The 22,209-nt window shown below is 57.3% G+C and carries 19 protein-coding genes; 11 read left to right on the forward strand and 8 right to left on the reverse strand.

Going from position 1 to position 22,209, the window contains the following annotated elements; all coding sequences use genetic code 11:
• Positions 1–69 precede the first annotated feature (69 nt).
• Genes rsmD through J4P41_RS08305 form a run of 3 tightly spaced genes read right to left on the reverse strand, consistent with a single transcriptional unit; the run spans position 70 to position 2,198 of the window.
• A complete protein-coding gene (gene rsmD / locus J4P41_RS08295) occupies positions 70–669 on the reverse strand; it encodes a 16S rRNA (guanine(966)-N(2))-methyltransferase RsmD (protein WP_010503515.1) in 600 nt (199 codons plus the stop codon).
• Between the two features lie 3 nt (positions 670–672).
• On the reverse strand, positions 673–1,461 hold the full coding sequence (locus J4P41_RS08300; RefSeq protein WP_010503516.1) for a pseudouridine synthase: 789 nt from the start codon (positions 1,459–1,461) through the stop codon (positions 673–675).
• Positions 1,458–2,198: a gamma-glutamyl-gamma-aminobutyrate hydrolase family protein gene (locus J4P41_RS08305; RefSeq protein ID WP_426066743.1), complete on the reverse strand. Its 741-nt coding sequence runs from the start codon at positions 2,196–2,198 to the stop codon at positions 1,458–1,460. The genes J4P41_RS08300 and J4P41_RS08305 overlap by 4 nt, the downstream gene beginning before the upstream one ends.
• A 6-nt stretch (positions 2,199–2,204) precedes the next feature.
• On the opposite strand from J4P41_RS08305, the gene J4P41_RS08310 reads away from it, so the two are divergent.
• From J4P41_RS08310 to pgm, 3 genes are all read left to right on the forward strand, one after another.
• Positions 2,205–2,669: a nucleoside deaminase gene (locus J4P41_RS08310; RefSeq protein ID WP_426066744.1), complete on the forward strand. Its 465-nt coding sequence runs from the start codon at positions 2,205–2,207 to the stop codon at positions 2,667–2,669.
• Positions 2,670–2,781: 112 nt separating this feature from the next.
• A complete protein-coding gene (locus J4P41_RS08315; protein ID WP_211568083.1) occupies positions 2,782–4,302 on the forward strand; it encodes a Do family serine endopeptidase in 1,521 nt (506 codons plus the stop codon).
• A 193-nt stretch (positions 4,303–4,495) separates the two neighbouring features.
• On the forward strand, positions 4,496–6,142 hold the full coding sequence (gene pgm, locus J4P41_RS08320) for a phosphoglucomutase (alpha-D-glucose-1,6-bisphosphate-dependent) (protein WP_426066745.1): 1,647 nt from the start codon (positions 4,496–4,498) through the stop codon (positions 6,140–6,142).
• Between the two features lie 77 nt (positions 6,143–6,219).
• Here pgm and hflX read toward each other — a convergent pair whose 3' ends face one another.
• A complete protein-coding gene (gene hflX, locus J4P41_RS08325; protein ID WP_426066746.1) occupies positions 6,220–7,569 on the reverse strand; it encodes a GTPase HflX in 1,350 nt (449 codons plus the stop codon).
• Between the two features lie 212 nt (positions 7,570–7,781).
• On the opposite strand from hflX, the gene J4P41_RS08330 reads away from it, so the two are divergent.
• The gene (locus J4P41_RS08330; RefSeq protein WP_426066747.1) at positions 7,782–8,807 is read left to right on the forward strand and encodes an MYG1 family protein; all 1,026 of its coding nucleotides are present in this window, start codon (positions 7,782–7,784) and stop codon (positions 8,805–8,807) included.
• 43 nt (positions 8,808–8,850) lie between these two features.
• On the opposite strand, the gene J4P41_RS08335 is transcribed toward J4P41_RS08330, so the two are convergent.
• Complete coding sequence (locus J4P41_RS08335; protein ID WP_426066748.1) at positions 8,851–9,999, reverse strand: threonine aldolase family protein; 1,149 nt, start codon at positions 9,997–9,999, stop codon at positions 8,851–8,853.
• Here J4P41_RS08335 and folD point away from each other — a divergent pair.
• The 3 genes from folD to J4P41_RS08350 are packed head-to-tail and all read left to right on the forward strand — an operon-like array spanning position 9,998 to position 13,647.
• Positions 9,998–10,906: a bifunctional methylenetetrahydrofolate dehydrogenase/methenyltetrahydrofolate cyclohydrolase FolD gene (folD, locus tag J4P41_RS08340; protein ID WP_211568088.1), complete on the forward strand. Its 909-nt coding sequence runs from the start codon at positions 9,998–10,000 to the stop codon at positions 10,904–10,906. The two genes, J4P41_RS08335 and folD, sit on opposite strands and share 2 nt — an antisense overlap.
• Positions 10,906–11,655 (forward strand): methylenetetrahydrofolate reductase, encoded by a 750-nt coding sequence (locus tag J4P41_RS08345; protein ID WP_426066749.1) that lies wholly within the window; start codon positions 10,906–10,908, stop codon positions 11,653–11,655. Before folD ends, J4P41_RS08345 begins: the two co-directional genes overlap by 1 nt.
• Positions 11,656–11,685: 30 nt before the next feature.
• Positions 11,686–13,647: a M1 family metallopeptidase gene (locus J4P41_RS08350; protein ID WP_426066750.1), complete on the forward strand. Its 1,962-nt coding sequence runs from the start codon at positions 11,686–11,688 to the stop codon at positions 13,645–13,647.
• Between the two features lie 104 nt (positions 13,648–13,751).
• Here the strand turns inward: J4P41_RS08350 and J4P41_RS08355 are convergent, their stop codons facing one another.
• The gene (locus J4P41_RS08355) at positions 13,752–14,165 is read right to left on the reverse strand and encodes a flagellar biosynthesis regulator FlaF (RefSeq protein ID WP_426066751.1); all 414 of its coding nucleotides are present in this window, start codon (positions 14,163–14,165) and stop codon (positions 13,752–13,754) included.
• Positions 14,166–14,288: 123 nt separating this feature from the next.
• Positions 14,289–15,758, reverse strand: a complete 1,470-nt coding sequence (locus tag J4P41_RS08360) for a flagellin (RefSeq protein WP_426066752.1) — start codon at positions 15,756–15,758, stop codon at positions 14,289–14,291.
• Between the two features lie 183 nt (positions 15,759–15,941).
• On the opposite strand from J4P41_RS08360, the gene J4P41_RS08365 reads away from it, so the two are divergent.
• The 4 genes from J4P41_RS08365 (at position 15,942) to J4P41_RS08380 (ending at position 21,529) form a co-directional block, all read left to right on the forward strand.
• Complete coding sequence (locus J4P41_RS08365) at positions 15,942–17,174, forward strand: putative DNA modification/repair radical SAM protein (protein ID WP_061931850.1); 1,233 nt, start codon at positions 15,942–15,944, stop codon at positions 17,172–17,174.
• On the forward strand, positions 17,174–18,616 hold the full coding sequence (locus tag J4P41_RS08370; protein ID WP_426066753.1) for a UdgX family uracil-DNA binding protein: 1,443 nt from the start codon (positions 17,174–17,176) through the stop codon (positions 18,614–18,616). The genes J4P41_RS08365 and J4P41_RS08370 overlap by 1 nt, the downstream gene beginning before the upstream one ends.
• Before the next feature lie 244 nt (positions 18,617–18,860).
• Positions 18,861–19,958 (forward strand): HlyD family secretion protein, encoded by a 1,098-nt coding sequence (locus J4P41_RS08375; protein ID WP_062017814.1) that lies wholly within the window; start codon positions 18,861–18,863, stop codon positions 19,956–19,958.
• Positions 19,955–21,529 (forward strand): DHA2 family efflux MFS transporter permease subunit, encoded by a 1,575-nt coding sequence (locus tag J4P41_RS08380; RefSeq protein WP_426066754.1) that lies wholly within the window; start codon positions 19,955–19,957, stop codon positions 21,527–21,529. The genes J4P41_RS08375 and J4P41_RS08380 overlap by 4 nt, the downstream gene beginning before the upstream one ends.
• On the opposite strand, the gene J4P41_RS08385 is transcribed toward J4P41_RS08380, so the two are convergent.
• Positions 21,523–22,191, reverse strand: a complete 669-nt coding sequence (locus tag J4P41_RS08385) for a TetR/AcrR family transcriptional regulator (RefSeq protein WP_023943942.1) — start codon at positions 22,189–22,191, stop codon at positions 21,523–21,525. The two genes, J4P41_RS08380 and J4P41_RS08385, sit on opposite strands and share 7 nt — an antisense overlap.
• Positions 22,192–22,209 lie beyond the last annotated feature (18 nt).

The raw sequence follows: 22,209 nt of genomic DNA on the forward strand, positions 1-22,209 counted from the left end.
TTTTTTGAATTACGGCTTTCAGATTACGTCTGAATTATACCTGACAGGCCACTGAATACAGTAGGAAAATTAAGGAACAGTGGAGGAATGTCGCCAGATCGTCACCTTCGCCGCGCCGAATTTCCGGATTGAAAGCGGTTCGGCCGGAAGTGTGGGGGAAAAGTGTTCGGAAGGTGGCACAAACGGGGCAAAATCCTCGGTCGCACCTGTCTCGGCAACGATCAGCGCTCCTTCGGCAATCCAGCCGTTTCGGGCCAATGCGCGCAGACCCGATTCGACCAGCGTTTTCCCGTAAGGCGGATCAAGAAAGATCAGCGTGTGAGGCTCTGCGGCCTTTGGCGGATGCGTGACACTGCAACTCAGCACGCGTGAACGGTCACGGGCCCGGCAGATGTCCAGATTGGTACGCAGGGCATTCAATGCGTTCCGGTCTCGCTCGATGAAGGCCGCACGCTGTGCCCCACGGGACAGCGCTTCCAGGCCGAGTGCGCCTGTTCCGGCATATCCATCCAGCACGATGGCCTGTTCCAGTTCTTCCTGACCGTACCAGGGCGCATGGGCCAGCATGTCGAAAATGGCCTGACGCGTCCGGTCTGACGTCGGGCGCGTACGCTCGCCGGTTGGGGCTACAAGCGCGCGGCCTTTGTTCTCTCCGCCAACAATCCGCATGGATCAGCGGGTCCGCTTACGGGTAGGGGCAGGCAGGTCGGGGATCTGCTCACGCAGTGTCTTACCGTTCACTTCCTCAAGCTCACGTGCCTTCAGGGAACCAAGCTGGAACGGCCCGTAAGACAGACGGATCAGACGGCTCACATGCAGGTTCAGGCCCTGCATCACGCGACGGATCTCACGGTTCTTGCCTTCACGCAGAGAGACCGTTAGCCAGGAGTTATCGCCCTTTTTGGAATCCAGTTCCGCTTCGATGGAGCCGTATTTCACGCCCTCATATTCAAAGCCGTTTACCAGCGACGCCAAGCGCTTCTCATCTACCACGCCAAACACGCGGACACGGTAACGGCGCACCCAGGCATTGCCTGGCAGCTCCAGACGACGGGCCAGTTCGCCGTCATTGGTCAGAAGCAGAAGCCCTTCGGAGTTGATATCCAGCCGGCCAACACTGATGACGCGGGGCATGCCTTCGGGAAGAGAATCAAAAACCGTCTTGCGTTCCTGCGGATCACGATGCGTGGTCAGGAGGCCGTCCGGCTTGTGGTAGCGCCACAGACGGGTGCGCTCGGGGTTGTCCACAGGTTTGCCGTCCACCAGCACGATGTCACCCGGCTGAACGAAGGTCGCCGGATGCGTGACGGGCTGCCCACCAAGCTTGATGCGATTGTCTTCAATCATGCGTTCCACATCCCGGCGACTTGCTACGCCAGCGCGGGCCAGGAACTTGGCAATGCGTTCGCCTCTTGGGGCGTCGGATGTTTCTTCAGGGGTCGGGGTAAAATCTTCGGTCATCGTGCTGCTGCCTCCACCAGCGCCGCATACAGGCGACGGTCGCCGGGGTCGAGGGTGAATTCGGGATGCCATTGTACACCAATGGCGAATTTCGGGCCGTCCAGTTCAATCGCTTCGATCACACCATCCGGTGCGAGAGCCGAAATCCGTGCTTCACCGGTGCTATGGACGGCCTGATGGTGGGAAGAGTTTACCATCATTGTGGGCGCGCCGACAATTTCCGCCAATAGGGTATCTGGCACGATCGACACGGCATGTCCCGGTTCGTGTCGTGGATTGGGTTGTTCGTGTTCCAGTTCCGGCGGAAGATGCTGGATCAGTGTGCCACCTGCGTTCACGGCCATAAGCTGCATGCCGCCGCAGATCCCGAGGATGGGAATATCCCGTTTCAATGCGGCCCGCAGGAGTGCCAGCTCCGCGGAGGTTCGTGCGGGACGCGGGCTCGTCAAGGGATGAGGATCTTCATCATAAAGCGCGGGGTCGACGTCAAAAGCTCCACCTGTAATGACCAGTGCATCCAGCCGCGCCACCATGGCTTCGGCATCAGCCGTGTAGCCCAGACAGACCGGTAATCCGCCAGCCTCACTGAGAGCCGTCAGGTAATTTTCCCGCAGCGCGTGAAAAGGATAACGCGAGAATTTTCCGTCGCCGCCGGGCTCATGATCCAGTGTCAGGCCGATGAGGGGGGCAGAATTCTGAAAGCGGGATGGACGGGACAGGGTCATGCACCGCATCATCGCATCATGATTCAGGCCGATACAAGCCGCGCCATGCAGACGGCGCTTGATGCAGCGGATGAGGCTGCTCGTCATGGGGAGGTACCCGTGGGAGCCGTCGTGCTTGATGCGGAGGGAAAGATTCTCGCCGTGGCCCGTAATCGTGTGGAAGAACTCCATGACGGGTCAGCGCATGCTGAACTCCTGGCCATGCGGGAAGCCGCGCGGAAACTTGGGTCCCCTCGGCTGACCGGATGCACATTGGTCGTCACACTGGAGCCATGCCCGATGTGTGCGGGGGCGATCGTACATTTCCGCTGTGAGCGTGTGGTGTTCGGGGCTTACGATCCGAAAGGTGGTGGCGTGGATCATGGCCCTCGCCTGTTTGAACGCCCGAATTGTCTGCATCGGCCGGAAGTCATTGGTGGCGTACGGGAGCGTGAGGCGTCGGAGCAACTCCGGGCTTTTTTCCGACGTCTCAGGAGAGCGTGACAAACAAAGACTTACGGATGTTTCACGTCCCGGTCAGCTTGGTGAACGGGAACACAGTTCATAGTCTGACGTATAACGACCGAACCGTTCCTCTGTAACAATCGGGACTGACATGACCACACGTTTCCGCGCCTCCCTTGCTGCTCTCGCTGCGACGACCTTTCTGGTTGCCGCTCCCGCCGCCATGGCGGACAATGGGGCCATCAAGCCGCAGACCAACGTTCAGGCGCTGCCGAATTTCGTCACGCTCGTGAAGCAGGTGAAGCCTGCCGTTGTTTCCATCACGGCCCATATCAAGGCCGACGTTGCCGAGCAGGAAGAAAATGGCCCAGGCGGCGACGGCGGCGGCATGCAGGGTTCGCCCTTTCCGTTCCCCTTCCCGTTCCAGATGATGCCGCAGCAACAGCAACCGAACCGTACGGTCGAAGCTCGCGGGTCCGGCTTTATCATCTCGGCTGATGGCTATGTCGTCACCAACAACCATGTTGTGAATGGCGCCACCAAGGTTACGGTCACGCTGGACGATGGCACAACGCTTCAGGCCAAGATCATTGGCCGTGACCCGAAGACGGACGTTGCACTGCTTCGCGTGAAGCCGACCGGCAAGCTGCCGTTCATTGATCTGGGCGATTCTGATGACGTTCAGCCGGGTGAATGGGTCATCGCAGTGGGTAACCCCTATGGTCTGGGCGGAACCGTCACAGCCGGTATCGTTTCCGCTCTGGGACGTGACCTGCATTCTGGTGCGTATAACGACTTCATTCAGGTTGATGCACCGATCAATCACGGCAACTCCGGCGGTCCGCTGTTCACACAGGATGGCAAGGTTGTTGGCATCAACTCCATGATCATCTCGCCAAATGGTGGCGGTTCGATCGGTATCGGGTTCGCCATTCCGTCCAACACCGTGAAGTCTGTCGTCGAGCAGCTTGAGAAGACCGGTCATGTGACCCGTGGCTATTTCGGCATCGAAGGGCAGGACATTTCCCCGACGATGGCGCAGGCCCTCAATCTGAAGTCTCCGGAACCGGGTGCTCCTCCGCATGGAACGCTGGTGGCGTCCGTGTCCAAGGGTAGCCCGGCCGAGAAGGCTGGCATTAAGAGCGGGGACGTCATTCTCACGCTGAATGGTCATCCGGTGAAGAACGGTCATGATCTGGCGGTCAAGGTTGTTGCGATCGCGCCGGGCACAGATGCCACGGTGAACCTGCTGCGTGATGGCAAGCCGATGGATGTGAAGTTCACGGTGGGCAATCTCGCCAATCAGGATCATGGCGGCGATGGCGCGGATAGCAGCCAGTCTGCCGGTGCCGGCAAGCTGGGTGTGTCTCTTGCATCCCTGACGCCGCGTGCCCGTCAGGAACTGGGTCTTGATGACAGTGTTCAGGGGGCGGTTGTTGCGGATGTTGTGCAGGGCTCGCCTGCAGACCAGTCTGGCATCCGTCCGGGTGACATCATCGTAGGCGTTGGTAATCACATTACACCATCGCCCAAGGCTGTTGTCGCACAGGTGAAGGAAGCCCTGGGTCGCAAGCAGCCGCCACTCTTGCGTATCCTGCGTGATGGTCAGCAGCTTTTCGTAGCGGTCTCGCCCGACGGCTCCGACGATAGTGGTTCGGATGATGCACCGTAAGGTTACTGGTCCAGCCTGAAACTGCGAAGGCGGGGAGATGAAAGTCTCTCCGCCTTTTTCATGCCCGTTTTGCGGAGTGAAGTCAGAGTTCTGTCACTGGACAGTCCTGTCCGGATGAGTTTTTGTGATCCGCTGAAGCGTTCGTGCGTTACGGTCGCTTAAAACGCGGATCTGTCTAAGGATTTTTGGATCAATGGCCAATATCAGCCCACTCGCCGGGAAAACGCTCGATCAGTCACAACTGACGGACATACCGGCTCTGGTAGCCGCCTATTACGATCGCAAGCCGGACGTCTCCATCCCGACTCAGCGTGTTTCGTTCGGGACTTCAGGTCATCGTGGCTCCTCGTTCCATACGAGCTTCAATGAAGGGCATATCCTCGCCATCTGCGAAGCCATCTGCCGTTATCGCAAGGCAGAAGGCATTGATGGCCCGCTCTTCATCGGCATTGACTCGCACGCTCTGTCCGCTCCGGCACAGCGCTCCGCCATTGAAGTCTTCGCCGCGCATGGCCTTGACGTCCGCATCGACCAGAACGACGGCTACACGCCCACCCCTGTCATTTCCCACGCCATTCTGACCTACAACAAAGGCCGCACGACCGGTCTGGCCGATGGTGTGGTTGTCACGCCGTCCCATAACCCGCCGACGGATGGTGGCTTCAAGTACAATCCGACAAATGGTGGTCCGGCGGATACAGCCGTGACGAAAGCCATTCAGGACATGGCGAATGAGCTGCTAGTGGATGGCCTGAAGGACGTAAAGCGCCTGCCTTACGACGAAGCCAGAAACGCACCGTCCATCAAGCGTTATGATTACGTCACGCCGTATGTGGCCGATCTGGAAAACGTCATCGACATGGCGGCCATCCGTGATGCGGGCGTGAAGATTGGCATTGATCCGCTGGGCGGCGCTGCTGTTGGTTACTGGAAGCCCATCGTTGAGAAGTACGGCCTGAACGCTACGATCGTCAGCGACGTTGTAGACCCGCAGTTTGCGTTCATGACGGCAGACTGGGACGGACAGATCCGTATGGACTGCTCCTCGCCCTACGCCATGGCGCGTCTCATCAAGATGGGCGAGGACTTTGACGTCGCGTTTGCCAATGACACGGACGCAGACCGTCATGGCATCGTTGCCATGCCGGATGGCCTCATGAACCCGAATCATTATCTGGCGGTGGCGGTTTCCTACCTGTTCCAGAACCGCCCCGAGTGGAAGCCGGATCTTGGTGTCGGCAAGACGCTGGTGAGCAGTGGTCTGATTGATCGCGTTGTTGCGGATATGGGGCGCAAGCTGGTCGAAGTGCCGGTTGGCCTGAAATGGTTTGTGCCGGGTCTGATAGATGGCTCGCTGGGCTTCGGTGGTGAGGAAAGCGCAGGTGCGACGTTCCTGCGTCGTGATGGTTCTGTCTGGACGACCGATAAGGACGGGATCATTCTCGGCCTTCTTGCTGCGGAAATTACGGCCAAGACTGGCAAAAATCCAAGTCAGCATTACCATGAGATCATCGCCCGCCTCGGAACGCCGTACTATGCGCGTATCGACGCGGCGGCGAACCCGGAGCAGAAGGCCAAGCTCAGCAAGCTGGCACCTGATCAGTTCCCGCTTGAAGAGCTCGCTGGGGACAAGATCATTGCCAAGCTGACGAAGGCACCGGGCAATGGCGCGGCGATTGGCGGCTTGAAGGTGGTGACGAAAAACGGCTGGTTTGCGGCCCGTCCGTCCGGCACGGAAGACGTTTACAAAATCTATGCCGAGAGCTTCAAAAGCCCCGAACACCTGAAGGCCATTCAGGACGAGGCGCAGGCCGCGATTTCGAAGGTCTTTGCGTCGTAACGCTGAAGCATTTCTGCTGAAAATCAGGCGGGCCCGTCATTCACCGAATGGGAATGACGGGCTTTTTTTATGGCGTTTTAACTGGCCAGACTGCGCTTTAGGCGAGCAAGTGCGCCGGGAAGACCGCGAACCGTCAGAACCCTGCCGGTCTCGTCATGATCTTCTGACAGGACACGGACGCTCTCATAGATTTCGCCAATCAGGCCCTGTTTTGCATAGGGCAGCACCAGAACGTCTTCCACCATGTCGGCTTCAAAAAACGCAATCAGCGTTTCCCGCAGGGCACTCACATCTTCCGGGCGATGCGCGGACAGCGGAATGGCATCTGGGTGTTTTTCCAGAAGTTCGGCCCGTCTGGCCTCATCCACGCGATCCATTTTGTTCAGAACAAGACGGGAGGGGACCACATCCGCGCCAATTTCGTGCAGAACGCTGCGGCTGACTTCAAGCTGCGCTTCATATGTCGGGTCCGACGCATCTACGACAAACAGCAGCAGGGACGCTTCCAGCGCTTCGGACAGCGTAGAGCGGAAAGATGCAACCAGATCATGCGGAAGCTGCTTGATGAAGCCCACCGTGTCTGAAATCAGAATACGGGGTCGTGTTTCCGGCTGGAGCGTGCGGACAGTTGTGTCGAGGGTCGCAAACAGCTTGTCCTGAACGAGAACCTGACTGCCTGTCAGGGCCCGCATCAGCGAAGATTTGCCTGCATTGGTATAGCCGACGAGCGCAACGCGAAGCTGGTCTTTTCTGGCAGAACGCCGATGATCGCTGTCCCGTTGCACGGCTTCAAGCTGGGTTTTGAGTTCGGCCAGCCGGTCCCGAATCTTGCGGCGGTCTAGGGAAAGGTTGCTTTCACCGGCGCCTGGTCCCTGCTGCCTGCCGCCGCCATTCGACGACTCCCGGAGGCGTGGCGCGACATAACGCAGGCGCGCCATTTCGACCTGAAGCTTTGCTTCCCGTGTGTTGGCATGACGATGGAAAATCTCAACGATAACGCCCGTTCGATCCAGCACTTGTGCGCCGGTCGCCCGCTCCAGATTCCGGATCTGGCTGGGGGTCAGCTCATGATCGACGATGACGAACTCAGGACGGCGGAGATCGTCCGCCTCTTCCTCAGCGTCCTCATGAGAACTTGCCGCGCCTTCAAACCGTTTCCGCGCTTTCGTCATCGGTGTTTTGACGATGGGTGTGATGATCCCCCGACCACCCGTGATGTCCGCCAGTTCTTCCAGCTTGCCAGCGCCCAGAAGGGACGCCGCACCTGTACCTTCTCGCTTCTGCGAGACAGAGCCGACAACCTCGTAGCCAAGCGTTTTGACCAGCCGCCCCAGTTCCTCAAGGCTTGCCTCATGGACAATGTCATCGACGTCTGGGGTCTGGATGCCGACAAGGACGGCGAGCGGGGTAGGGGATGCGGTTTCCATCCGGCAGCTCATAGCATGAATTCCGGTAGTTACGCGCTAATCCTGCAGGGCTGCGCGTAATGCAGCGAAAGCTGCTTTATGGGCGTCATCAAGAGGCAGCAGAAACAGAAAGTGGCTGCATTTTCCTGAGGAAGCGTGTTGTCTGGCCGTAGTCCCTGCGGCATGAGGGGGCACACTCAGAAACTCCTCTTCGCTGTCAGCAGGTTTTCCAGATGTCAGAACACACTCCTATCGGGATCGAAAACGAGACCCGAGCCGTCAAAGCGCTCACCCATTCCGGCAATTTCCATGCCGATGAAACGCTGGGCTACGCCATCCTGCATTATGCGCTGGCACCAGAAGGCGATCTGCGTGGACGTGTTCTCGGAGAGCCAGGCACAGACCGTTTGACCTTCGTGCGGACTCGCTCGCCAGACCGTATCGCAGAAGCGGATATCGTCTTCGATGTGGGCGGTGTTTTTGACCCGACCAAAGGTCGCTACGATCATCACATGAAGGACAAGCCGCTGCGTGAAGACGGAACGCCGTATAGCGCTGCTGGTCTGCTGTGGAAGGAGTACGGGCTCGCTGCTGTCCGCAATATCGTCAAAACTCCGGTGGATGAGGCAACCCTGACCGCCATCTGGCAGTCTCTCGACAAGTCCCTGATCATCCCGGTGGATCAGGACGACAATGGCGTTGCCAAGATGGGCAAGCTGTCTCTGGCCGATATCGTGTCAGCCTGTAGCCCGCCCTGGGATACGGCCGAGCTTTATGGTGTGGAAGAAGCCAAAAAGCAGGAATCTTTGGGCTTTGCGAACGCGGCCACGGCTGTTGCGGCGCATCTGGTCAACATGGTGGATCGCGTTCGCGCCAGCCTGAAAGCTGCCAATCGTGTTGTGCAGGCTTATGAAGCTGCGGAAGACAAGCGTATCCTGCTTATGGAAACGGGAATGCCGACCGAAAAGGTCATTTTCGAGCGTGATCTTCCGGTCGTGTACGTCGTGTCACCTGCTGGTCCGGAACAGTGGAATGTGAAGGCCATTCCGCCCGTGCGCGGGGATTTCGGTCAGCGCGTTTCCCTGCCGGAAGCCTGGGGCGGTCTGGAAAAGAAGGCACTGGCCGAGATTTCCGGCGTGCCTGACGCAGTTTTCGCTCACCCCGCCCGTTTCATCTGCGGGGCAGGGAGCCGGGAAGGGGCGTTGAAGATGGCGCGTCTGGCGCTGGAAATTGATGCCTCTCTCAAGGCTGGGAACTGATTGAAAGGGTTGATTCGGGGTTTGACCGGATCAACCCTCTTGTTCAGGCGGCGATTTCGGCCAGAAGTGCGTCCACATCTTCCGGGCGTGTGTAATAGCTCGTCACCAGACGGATCAGCGTGCCGGAAACACCTTCCGGCGTAGGCCAGCGGTAAAAACCGTATCCTGCTTCTTCCAGATCCTTCAAAAGAAGGTCTGGAAGAATGACGAAAACTTCGTTGCTCTGCCGTTCATAAGGCATCTGAGCGGCGGCATGACGGCGAAGCCCGTCCACAAGCCGTTGCGCCATAGCGTTGGCATGGGCGGCATTTTTCAGCCAGACATCGTTCTGCAAAAGCGCCAGAAGCTGGGCGCTCAGGAAGCGATGCTTGGACCACAGGTTTCCGCTACGCTTGATGCGCCTCAGGAAATTCTTCACCAGCGGTCGTGTACGATCATTGAGGAAGAACACTACGGCTTCGGCGGCCATGGCACCTGCTTTTGTGCCCCCGAAGCTGAGAACGTCTACACCCGCTTTCCAAGTCCCTTCCGCCGGGGTGCAGCCCAGATGGGCGAGGGCATTGCCCAGACGGGCGCCATCCAGATGCACGGCGAGATCATGGTCATGTGCGATGCGGGACAGCTCGGCCAGAGTATCCGTGCTGTAAACGGTACCCCATTCATTGGCCTGCGTCAGGGACAAGGCCTGAATTACCGGGCTGAGAATCCCGCTTTCTGCATTGCTTTTGAGGGCAGGCGTTAATGTCGCCGGGTCCATTCGTCCTTCGGCAGAGGAAATGCAGACGAGCTTGGCCCCATGTGTATAGAATTCGGGCGCGCCACCTTCATCAGTATTGATATGTGCGCTCTCATCGCACAGGACAGAGCCATACGGCGAAACAAGCGCTGACAGGGCCACACTGTTGGCAGCTGTCCCCGTGGCGATCGGGAAAACAGCGACCTCGGTTTCAAAAACTTCCTCGAACCGTTCGTTCAGGGAACGGGTCAGATCGTCTTCTCCATAGGACCCGACACTCCCTTCATTGGCCGCGATCAGGGCGGCCATGACTTCAGGGCAGATCGGTGTGACATTGTCACTGGCGAAGTTCTTGCGTATTTCCTCGGACACGAAACCATCCTTTTTCCTGCGCACAACGCGGGCTCGCGTAAAGCGTAACTGAAACCGCAGCCTGTTGTCATCCGGAGAGCCCATGAGCACGTTTCCCCCTGAACTGGCCGGCAAACTCATTGATGGCAAAGGTATTGCCCGGTCCCTGACAGATCGCGTTGGTCGTGAAGTGTCCAGCTTCATCGAACAGGGCAACACCCTGCCGGGCCTCGCCGTCGTGCTGGTCGGAAACGATCCGGCTTCGGAAGTCTATGTGAAGAACAAGGCTATCCAGACGCATCGCGCCGGAATGCGGTCTTTCATGCACATGCTTCCGCAGAGCACGTCGCAGGGGGAGTTGCTGGATTTAATTGCGCAACTGAATGCCAACCCGCAGATCCATGGCATTCTCGTGCAGCTTCCATTGCCGCAGCAGATCGATCCGGTCGTGGTGACGAATGCCATTGCCCCGCACAAGGATGTGGACGGTCTTGGGGAAGTGAATGCGGGGCGTCTGTCGCTGGGCATCGAGGGCATTGTTCCCTGCACACCGCTTGGCTGCCTGATGCTGCTTCAGTCTGTGCACAAGGACATGACGGGCAAGAACGCAGTCGTCATTGGAGCGTCCAGCCTGGTGGGCAAGCCCATGGCGCAGCTTCTTCTGAAAGAGAACTGCACGGTCTCGATCGCCCATATTCATACGCGTAATACGCGCGAACTGGCCCGTGAAGCGGACATTCTCGTCGTTGCGACAGGCAAGCATGGTCTTGTCCGTGGGGATTGGATCAAGCCGGGTGCGACCGTGATCGACGTGGGTATCACGCGTATTCCGACACCTGAAGGCAAGACACGCCTTGTGGGAGACGTTGCGTTTGAAGAAGCGCTTCCCATCGCTGGGCATATTACGCCTGTTCCCGGGGGTGTCGGCCCGATGACTATTGCCTGCCTGCTCCACAACACACTTCAGGCGGCCCGCGCCACGCAGGGGCTGGGGAAGGACGATCTTCTCTGATGCGTGTTTCTGTTGAACTTGTTCCACGCTCGGAAGAGGCGTTGCTTGAAGATGTGTCGGTGGTCCGCAAGGTGCTACCATCAGTTGATCTGCTGAATATTCCAGACCTCATCCGGTTTGATCTGCGCAGCGATGATGCTGCCGCGCGCGTCAATCGGGCGTCTGGCCTGAGTGTCATCCCGCATATCCGCGCGATCGACATTGCACCAAATGCGCCCCTGCCAGGTGCTGAAAGGCCGGAACTGAACGCTGTTCTTGTCGTCGCGGGTGACCCGCTCCCTGCTGGCAGTGATCGGGTGGTTTATCCGAACACGTCTGCACAGATTATCGAGCGGTATCGCCGCGAAGCGCCGCATCTGGATGTCTATGCGGTTTTCGATCCTTATCGACGTGCGCCGTGGCAGGAGCTGGAAGACGTTGCGCGCAAGAAAGATGCAGGGGCTTGTGGGTTCTTCACGCAGCCCCTGTTTGATCTGCATATGCTTCAGTTGTCCATGGACTGGTTGCGTGATGACACGGTGTTCTGGGGAGTTTCACCCGTTCTGGGTGAACGGTCCCGCCGATATTGGGAACGCGTTAACCATGTCGTGTTCCCGAAAGACTATGATGACACGCTGGAAGGCAACATTCATCTCGCCCGCCAGATGCTGACGCTGGTGCGCGAAAAGAATGACAATACTTACCTGATGCCTCTGAAAGTTGATCTTGCGTCCTATCTGGGTGGACTGAGTGATATTATAACGGGGTAAGAACTAACGAGAGCGGAGATCATAGCCCGGATGCACGCACGCCTTTTCCTCTTGCCGCTTTTGGGAGGCGTGCTGGTTCCAGCCGCTCTTTCCGCTAAAACCCTCTCTGATCCAGCTCCAGTCTTTGCCCCGCTCACCCTGCCAGACGCTCCGAATGTCTATCGGTCGGGCTCCGGTCTGCCGGGTCCGCAATACTGGCAGAACCGTACGGATTATACGATTCGTTCCCGGATCGATACGCAGGCGCATGTCCTGCATGGTTCAGAAACCATCACCTACACAAACAATAGTCCCGAAGCTCTGGAAGTCCTGTGGGTTCAGCTTGACCAGAACATTTACCGGCAAGACTCTCGTGCGTCGTTCTGGGGTAAGTTTCCGTCTGGCGGTCATTCGTCCGGGATGGAAATCGAGCATGTGTCGATTGTGCAAGGTGGACGCGAAGTCGACGTGACACCGCTGGTATCCGATACCCGCATGCAGCTTCGTCTGCCTCGGATGCTGGACTCCCACGGCGTCGCGTTCGTCAAGATCGACTGGCATTACACCATTCCGGGCGAATGGGGTGGCCGCACGGCTGTCACGCCGTCCCGCGAAGGCGAAATCTATGAAATCGCCCAGTGGTATCCGCGCCTGAGCGTTTATGATGACCGTGCGGGATGGAACACGCTGCCGTATCTGGGGCAGGAGTTTTATCTGGAATATGGGAACTTCGATTACTCGGTCACGGTGCCATGGAACTTCACGCTGGTCGGATCAGGCGCTCTGCTGAATCCTGAGCAGACGCTGACTGCTACAGAACGCTCTCGTCTGGCTCAGGCTTCCCAAAGCGATAGTCGCGTCATGATCCGCACGATTGATGACGTTACGGACCCGAAGAGTCATCTGAAGCAGTCTGGTGACGTGACCTGGCATTACGTCATGCGCAACAGCCGCGATGTGGCTTTCACGGCCTCTCCCGCGTTTCTGTGGGATGCCGCCCGCATCAACCTTCCGTCTGTTGTGCCTTGGGCGAATTATCATGCGGTTCCGCGTCTGGCGATGTCCGTCTATCCGCGTGAAGGTATTGGTCCGCATGGCTGGGATCGTTCGACGGAGTATGTGAAACACGCCATCGAGTACTTTTCGTCCCAATGGTATGAATATCCCTGGCCGAACGCCATTAATCTTGGTGGTCACGGTGCAGGTATGGAATATCCAGGCATCGTGTTCGATGGCATGAGCGACCGTGACCCGCAGCTCTTCTGGATCACGACGCACGAGTTGGGTCATGACTGGTTCCCGATGATCGTTGGGTCTGACGAGCGCCGGAATCCGTTCATGGACGAGGGCTTCAATACTTTCATTGACGCCTACGCCTCAGACCATTTTCATAATGGCGAATTCGCGCCCAAACGTGACCCCGAGTTTGCACCGAAAACCGGCAATCCCGCACAGGATATCGTTCCTGTCTTGATAGACCCGGCTGCGCCTAACCTGATGACGGGTGCTGACGAAATTTCCGAGAAATACCGCCACAGTGTGACGTATTTCAAAGGCGCATATGGTTTGAAACTGCTGCGCGAGCAGATTTTGGGGCCAGTGCGCTTCGATGCTGCCTTTCGTCGATATATTGCTGTCTGGGCTTACCATCATCCGTCACCGTCAGATTTCTTCCGCCTGATGAGCAGCGAAGCAGGCGAGGATCTCTCCTGGTTCTGGCGTGGATGGTATTTCACCAATGCGGCCCCAGATTATGCTGTAGGGGCGGTTGAACAGCATGGAAATGACCCTGTATCCGTTCAGGTCTTCAACTACGGAACCTTGCCTCTTCCGGTTGTTCTGCGTGTTGAATATCAGGATGGTACAGTGGTGGACCGTCGTATCCCGACGGAAGCATGGCGCCAGACCAGCGATCTCAAGGTGACGTTTGAACCGCACGGTGCGGTGAAGGCCGTAACACTGGACCCGGATCACGTTATTCCGGACATCGACCGGGCTGATAACCGGAAGTAAAGTTTGACAGGCGCTGATGTGGAAAGCGTATCAGGGTCACAATACAGAAAACCCCCTTCGTCAAATGGCGAAGGGGGTTTTCTTTACAAAAGGAGTTGGACCGCTCAGCCAACCATTTGAATGGCCATATGCCCTTCGGTAGGGGCGGAGGCTTCGTAAGGAGTGGCCGCTACTGGCGTTGGTGCCGAGAGACCTTCAATCATGTCCTCGTTAATGTCGATTAATGCCTTGAGAGACGTGTCCGAATTCAGAGCTACGTTGGCGTAGCGCATGGACCAGGTGCCAACGGTTGTCAGGTCCTTGCGCAGGATCTCGTCCAGAGGGCAATCAACGCGCTGCACGCCTTGCAACAGAATTCCCCAAAGCTTGAGGTTTGCAGAGAGGGCAGACTGCCGGTCAGAGTGAGTCTTGGCTTTGGAAAGCAGATCGTTGACGTGTCTGAACGCCATGGCTTCCACTTCACGGGGAGGCAGATAAGTGCCGGACTGGTTCTGGTACTGTGACATGCCATAGGTCACGAAAAGAGGCTCCTTTTCAAAAGGACGGTTTCAGATGTTTCCCGGTGAGAGAACTGAATGCATCCGGAAAACGTCTGAAGCAGTCCGAAGAGGGGCATCGGAAGAACCGATGCCCCACCATCATCAGCCGCGGAAGAGCGACATGATGTTGGAAGACTGCGAGTTCGCAATCGACAGGGACTGGATGGCTAGCTGCTGCTTCGTCTGCAGAGAAGTCAGCTTGGCGCTTTCCGCTGCAAGATCAGCATCCGTCAGAGCACCAACGCCGGTCGTCAGGGCGTCGGACAGGGTGCTGTTGGACGTCTGAAGCTGTGTAACGGTGTTGGAGGCCACACCGATGCTGGAAGAAATACGGCTCATCTTGTTGATGGCGCCTGTTACCGCCAGCTGAACGACATCCGTGCCGGAGGTCGTGGCAACAGTGGAGGTTCCCGTGGCGTTTGTCAGGCTGACAGACGGCGTGGTTGCCGTTGCATCTGCTGCGTCGAGGTTGCCACCAGCAATCGTCAGGGTGCCATCATTGGCCATCTGGGCACCATAACCAGCGTTACCAAGAGCTGTTACCAGCGTGGAGAGCTGATCGTTCTTCGTGGTGGTGGAAGACGCGCCGGAGACGTCAACATCGACAACCTGCGTCAGCGTCTTGGCATTGCCGTTGGCATCCAGATCACCAACCTTGGCGATGTTGTAGGTCATGTTGCCGCTGGCATCAGCCTTGGCTGTAATGCTGTCGCCATTGGTCAGAGAATAAGTTGTCGTGCCGTCAGAAGCCGTCTTGGACATGGCGCCAGTAATGGTCAGTGCTCCGTTGGAGCCGACGGTTACCGAGGTCGTGTTATCTGTGAGGCCTGCTGCGATGGCAGTTCCAATGGATGTTGCGGCGCCATTCGTGGCATCACCCGGCTTGGAATCAAGCACGAAAGATGTCGTGATGGCAGGGTTGGAAGCGGTTGCATTTGCGCTGTCGGCGGAAGACTGGTTCTTCAGAGTCAGCGTCGTAGCGGTCGCACCTGTGCCAGCCAGCGCCGTGATGCCGCTCGTGGAAATCGTGACGCCCTTCATGTCCGTGCTCAGGCCCTGAAGGCCTAGACCCGTCGACGTGGCGTCAGCACCGTTCAGCGTGAACAGGTTGCCGTTGATGTCCTGCGCTGCGGAAATCTGCGTGTACTTGACGCTGTTGCTGGTAGAACCGGACAGCAGATTCACACCCTGGAAGGTGGAGTTCGACGTGGCGACGTCGATCTGGGACAGGTAGCTCGTGAGCTGGGAGTTCAGCGTGTCCTGGTTCTCGCCGTTGTTGGCAGCATTCGTGACCGTTTCGGACATGCTGCTCAGGACGTCAGAGATAGAGGATGCCTGTTTCGTGGCGGTGCTGAGCACCTGACCAGCGAACTGAAGACCCGTAGAGACGCCGGACAGGGCCGAAATCTGGGAGTTCATTGTCTGGGAAATGGCGTAGATGGCCGGGCTGTCAGAAGCGGAGCTGACGCTCTTGCCTGTGGAGACAGCATTCTGCGTCTTGCTCAGCTGGTCCGTCGTCTGGTTCAGGACCTGAAGAGCCGACATGGCGGCTGTATTTGTATTGATGGACATGGACATCGAGATATTCTCCGTCGGTGCAGTTTTGCCTCTTCACGATAGTCTTTGAATGGTTAAGGGAACCTGAATCTGCATCGTTAAAAAACGATGACGGGGTCTGACGGAAAAATGGCAAACAACCGGTAAATTTCATGCAGTTCTTGCATTTCATGAATAAGAACGAAATAAGAACATGGCATGAAGAAATCTCTGTCCGAACGTCTCGCGATTCTGTCCGATGCCGCGAAGTATGATGCGTCCTGTGCATCCAGTGGTTCCACGCGTCGGGACTCTGCCAAAACGGGTGGTCTTGGGTCCACGACCGGTAACGGCATCTGTCATGCTTATACGCCAGACGGCCGCTGTATTTCGCTTCTCAAAATCCTGCTGACCAACTTCTGCGTGTATGATTGCGCCTATTGCATCAACCGGTCTTCTTCAAACGTAGAACGTGCCCGCTTCACTCCAGACGAAGTAATCTGGCTGACGCTGGAGTTCTATCGGCGCAATTGTATCGAGGGTCTGTTCCTGTCCTCGGGAATCATTCAGTCCTCCGATCACACCATGGAACAGCTTGTTCAGGTCGCGCGTGATCTGCGATTGAAGCATGGATTTCGGGGATATATTCATCTCAAGACCATTCCGGATGCGTCTCCCAAGCTTTTGGAAGAAGCAGGTCTTTACGCAGATCGCCTTTCCATCAATGTCGAGATGCCGACAGAAACGGGCCTCAAGGATTATGCGCCTGAAAAGGACGCAGGTGGCATCCGGCGTGCCATGGGAGATATGCGTCTCAAGATCGATGCGGCAAAGGAAAAAACGCATACAGGCCGCCGTGCAGCACGGTTTTCACCGGGCGGTCAGAGCACCCAGATGATTATCGGAGCCGATGCTGCGACGGATCGGGATGTGTTGGCCAGCAGTTCAGGACTTTATGGGTCTTACGGATTGCGCCGGGTGTATTACTCGGCATTCAGTCCTATCCCGGATGCGTCCGCCATTCTGCCGGTTCGCAGTCCTCCGCTTCAGCGGGAGCATCGGCTTTATCAGGCCGACTGGTTGTTTCGGTTCTATGGGTTTGAGTTTGGGGAACTGACGGCATCCCGGCCCGGTGGAATGCTGGATCTGGAAATCGACCCAAAGCTTGCCTGGGCTTTGGATAATCGTGCGCAATTTCCGGTGGATTTAAACCGGGCGCCCAAGGAAATACTGCTCCGGGTGCCCGGTCTGGGTGTGAAAACCGTTCAGGCTCTTCTGATGGCGCGGAAGCATAGGGCGATCCGTCTGGAAGATCTGGGGCGCCTGAACGTGTCCATTAAAAAGGTGCGCCCGTTTGTGAAAGCAATCGGATGGAGTCCGGCCCGCCTGACAGATCGACAGGATTTGCGAACTCTGTTCCTGCCCGCGCCGCAGCAGATGAGCCTTCTCTGATGTCTGTTGTTGTTACTCTGGCAGACACCAGCGCGTTCGAGTCTTGGCGCCAGACGGCGCGGGCTGCCCTCCAGCGTGGTGTTCCTCCTGAGCAGATTGTCTGGCGTTTGCAGGGAAAGGACGCAGATCTTTTCTCTTGTGCGGAGACGACGTCTTTCGCAGGGGAGATCGAGCGGGACGTCAGGTTGAAAGCCTCCAATCTGCCTGTTCTGAAAGATGTTCTGTGCCATTCCAGCCCGGAGCGGTTCGCGCTGGCGTATCGCTTGCTCTGGCGTTTGCAGGAGGATCCGGATCTTCTGTCCGTTCCCACTGACCCGGACGTGGGTCAGGCCCGGCGCATGGTGCAACAGGTTCGCCGGGCCGCGCATAAAATGACAGCATTTGTCCGTTTCCGGGAGCAGGACCCAACCGAAAACGGTCGACGACGATTCCTGTCATGGTTCGAGCCGGATCATCATGTTCTGGAGAAAGTCTCGTCCTTTTTTGCCAAGCGTTTCGCAGACATGGATTGGCTTATCCTGACGCCGAGAGGTTCCATAAGCTGGGATGGCACTACGCTGAACTGCTCGTTCACGCCGTGTGCAAAGCAGGCTCTTGAGGATGATGTCGAACAGTTGTGGCAGACCTATTATGCCTCGACTTTCAATCCGGCCCGTGTTCGCACAAAAGCCATGCGAAATGAGATGCCACGCCGGTACTGGAAGAATCTGCCAGAAGCCGCCCTGATTCCTCAGCTCGTGGCGGAAGCTGAAAAGCGTGTTGCGGAAATGGCTGCGAGAGAAGCGTTGCCTGCGCCAAAATTTCATCAGGCCATTCAGGCCAGACAAAGCGCTATCACCATTCAGGCCCATGTTCCCGGGAGTATGACGGAGCTTGCACAGGATATTCGGGGCTGCCGGGCCTGTTCTTTGCAGTGTCACGCTACACAGGCAGTGGTGGGAGATGGGCCGGAAACGGCGAAGGTGATGATTGTAGGGGAGCAGCCTGGAGATCAGGAAGATCTGGCAGGCCGTCCGTTCGTGGGGCCTGCCGGGCAGCTTTTGATGAGATGTCTGGAAGAAGCCGGCGTCGCCCGCGAGGCGCTTTACCTGACGAATGCCGTCAAGCATTTCCGATTTACGGTCAACAGTCGACGGCGCATCCACCAGACACCGGGTGTCGAGCATATTTCTGCCTGTCAGCCATGGCTCAAGCGGGAAATTGCCCTGGTGAAGCCGAGACTGATTGTCTCACTTGGGGCAACGGCTCTGCGAGCGGTGAGTGGTCCCTCAGATCGGTTGAAAGACGTCCGTGGCACCCTGCGAGAGCATGCAGGCGAGGGGTGGACGCATCTCGCTCTTGCCCACCCTTCGTGGATTCTCCGTCTCGGACCGACGGACCAGGCGGAGCGGGAACGTCAGGCCCTGATTGCCGGGCTGAGTAAGATCAAGGGTGTTCTCTGAAAAAGACACATGGTCAGAGGATTGCGCTGACCCTTTCTTGAAGAGCGAAAAATTTCTTTTTGTGAGGCTGCGACGAAAAAGAAAAAGCGTTCCCTCCAGAAAGGAAACGCATCAGTTTTTTCCGGCTTGAAGGCTGAGAGACGATATGTCATGGATGACCGAACCGATCGGTCAATGGGCCCGTTACAGGGTACTCTTCCAGCCGGTCACTTCGGACAGACCCGTTAAAGCGAGAGAGACGATAATGGCGCAAGGCGACCAGGCGCAGGCCGACCAGCAGTCCGGAGCGTCCGGAAAACCGCAGAAAAAGCGCAATCCACTTGTCAGGATTATTCTGATTCTGGTGGTTGTTCTGGTTCTGGTCGGAATTGGTCTCTACCTTTTCCTGACCCGCAATAATATTGAGACGGACGACGCCTATACGGCAGGCCGCAAGGTTGCCATTGCCCCGCATGTGAACGGGTATGTCACCCAGCTTCTGGTGAACGACAACCAGTATGTTCATCGTGGCGATCTGCTTCTGACCATCGATGACCGCGACTACGCGGCATCCCTGCATAAGGCTCAGGCGGCCATTCACCAGGCTGAAGCCAACATGCAGGCTTATCAGCTGATGGTTGAGGTCGCTCATAAGAACTATCCGGGTCAGCTCGTTACAGCGCAGGGTAATCTTGCGGCAGCACAGGCTCAGTTGACAAAGGCCGAGGCGGACTACAAGCGGCAGCGGAGTGTGGCTCGCGCCGCGACATCGCAGCAGGACATTGACTACGCTCGTGCAGCGCTTGAAGAAGCCCGCGCCCGTGTTGTTCAGGCGCAGGGCCAGTTAACGCAGGCTGAGCCGGTCAAGGCGAATGTTGCCAATGCTGACGCGCGTGTCACTCAGGAGCAGGCCAATCTTGATTCTGCCAAGGCCTCTCTGGAGCAGGCGGAACTGAATATGGAATGGACGCAGGTTCGCGCGCCGAACGATGGCTGGGTCTCCCAGCGTAGCGTCGAGCGTGGCAACTTCGTTCAGACCGGGCAGCAGATGTTCTCTATTGTTGAGCCGGAAGTCTGGGTTGTCGCCAACTACAAGGAAACGCAGCTGACGCATATGCGTCCGGGCCAGAAGGTGGATATCGAAGTCGATGCCTATCCGCAGCTCAAGCTTCAGGGCCATGTGGATTCCATTCAGCTTGGCTCGGGTGAATCCTTCAGCACGTTCCCGCCGGAAAATGCGACGGGTAACTTTGTGAAGACGGTTCAGCGTATTCCGGTGAAAATCTTGATCGACAGTGGTCTTGATCCTCATCTGCCGCTGGCTCTTGGTATGTCTGTTGTTCCCACGGTTTACGTAAAATGAGCGATACTGCCGGGCATCAGGACTGGAAACCCAGTCATAATCCGTGGCTTGTGGCCATTACGGTCACGCTGGCGGCCTTCATGGAGGTGCTGGACACCACCATCGTCAACGTGGCGCTGCCACACATCGCGGGATCGCTCGGCAGTTCCTATGACGATGCCACTTGGGCGCTGACGTCCTATCTGGTGGCAAACGGTATCGTTCTGACGATTTCCGGCTGGCTCTCGCGGCTGTTCGGGCGGAAACGATACTTCCTCATCTGCATCACCATGTTCACGGTGTCGTCTTTCCTGTGTGGATTGGCGACATCTCTGCCCATGCTCGTCGTTTTCCGACTGATGCAGGGATTTTTTGGTGGCGGTCTGCAGCCGAGCCAGCAGTCCATCATTCTGGATACCTTCCCGCCTGAAAAACGCGGCGCAGCGTTTGGCATGACGGCTATTGCAACCATCGTTGGCCCGGTTCTCGGTCCGATGCTGGGTGGCTATCTGACGGACAATTTTTCCTGGCGCTGGATTTTCTTCGTCAACGTTCCGTTCGGTATCCTGACGGTCATGGCGGTTACGGCTTTCGTGGAAGATCCGCCATGGGAGAAACAGAAGCGCGAGAAAATCGACGTGATTGGTATCAGCCTCATTACGCTGGGGCTGGGCTGTCTCGAAGTCATGGTCGACCGTGGCGAGGATGATGACTGGTTCGGATCGAACTTCATCATCACCATGGCTGTTCTGGGCGTGATCGGCGTTCTCGGTGCGATTGTCTGGCTGTGCTATGCCAAGGACCCGCTGGTGAAGCTGACGGTTCTGAAGGATCGTAACTTCGCGACAGGCATGTTCCTGATCTCGATGGTCGGTGCGACGCTTTATTCCTCTGCGATCATTGTTCCGCAGTTTGCGCAGCAGGTTCTGGGCTACACGGCGACAACGTCAGGGCTTCTGCTTGCACCGGGCGGCGTGGCTATCATCATTCTCATCCCTTTTGTGGGGCGACTGATGAAGTTCATCCAGTTGCGTTATTTGATCGCATTTGGATTTTTCTTCATGGGCATGGCCATGTTCCAGGCGGCCAACCTGTATGCCGGGATTGATTTCAGACATCTGGTCTTCTACCGCATCACCCAGACGGCCTCACTCGCGTTCCTGTTCGTGCCGATCTCCACGATCGCCTATTCTACTCTGCCGCGAGAACTGAACTCGGACGCATCGGCGCTCTTCAGTATGGCGCGAAACTATGTGGGATCCATGGCCATTTCTCTGGCTACGGCGGCGATTATCGAGACCCGGCAGCGGCACCAGACCTATGTGACCGACAACATGACGCCGGGACGGCAGGAGTTTACGAACTACATCAATCAGGCGCAGGCCGTGGGGGAAGCACATGGCCTCGCACCTGCCGCCGCGCATACGTTTGCAATTCACCGCCTGTTTGCAGAGTTCACATCGCAGATCTCGATGCTGGCTTACAACGAAGTATTCCGCTGGATCGGTATCATTGCGATGTTCGTGGTTCCGCTTTGCTTCCTGCTGTCACCCAACAGTACGAAGAAAACGGAACCGGCTGGGGGTCACTGATGACGGGGACCGTACATTTTCATGAACGAATCTGCCGTCCTGCTCGCCAGAAGGCTGATCGCTTCCGGGCTGTCATCGACCTGCAGCATGAGGCGACGACGGTGCACGATGCGGGCCTGACACAGGATCATGAGCTGTTCGGCCGCGAATTCGGGATCTTCGATGTGAAGCTCTCCCGCATCGCTGCGACGGCGGAGCCAGTCCGCCAGATTGTGCAGGGTGCGCCCGAAACCATAGCGCCAGAACGCATCGGCCAGATTGGGGAACTTTCCTGCCTCGCCAACAATGATGCGGTACAGGTCCATGGAAGTGGGATTGAGCATCATCTTGATGGCGCTTTCCGTGAGACGCCGCAGAACAGTGTGAACATCCTGCCCGTCTTCACGCGAGATGGCCTCGATGGCGGCAAGTTTAGTCTTGCTACGTTCTTCGAAAAACGCAGAAAACAGGGACGCCTTACCGTCAAAATGATTGTAAAGCGTGCCTTTCGAAACGCCAGCCTCTCTGGCAATCTGGGACATGGACGCGCCTTCGTATCCACTTGCCAGAAAAACCTTTTCCGCCCCCTGCAGGATCTGCTCGCGCTTGGCGCGCAACTGGCACACAGACGCGCTGGTTTCGTCAGGCGTGTTCTGGGTGCGGGGGACAGGGGTGCTGGTCATGAGGGGACAGGGTCCTTT

Origin of the sequence: Gluconobacter sp. NFX36, assembly GCF_049887835.1 — a bacterium.
Lineage (GTDB): Bacteria > Pseudomonadota > Alphaproteobacteria > Acetobacterales > Acetobacteraceae > Gluconobacter > Gluconobacter japonicus_A.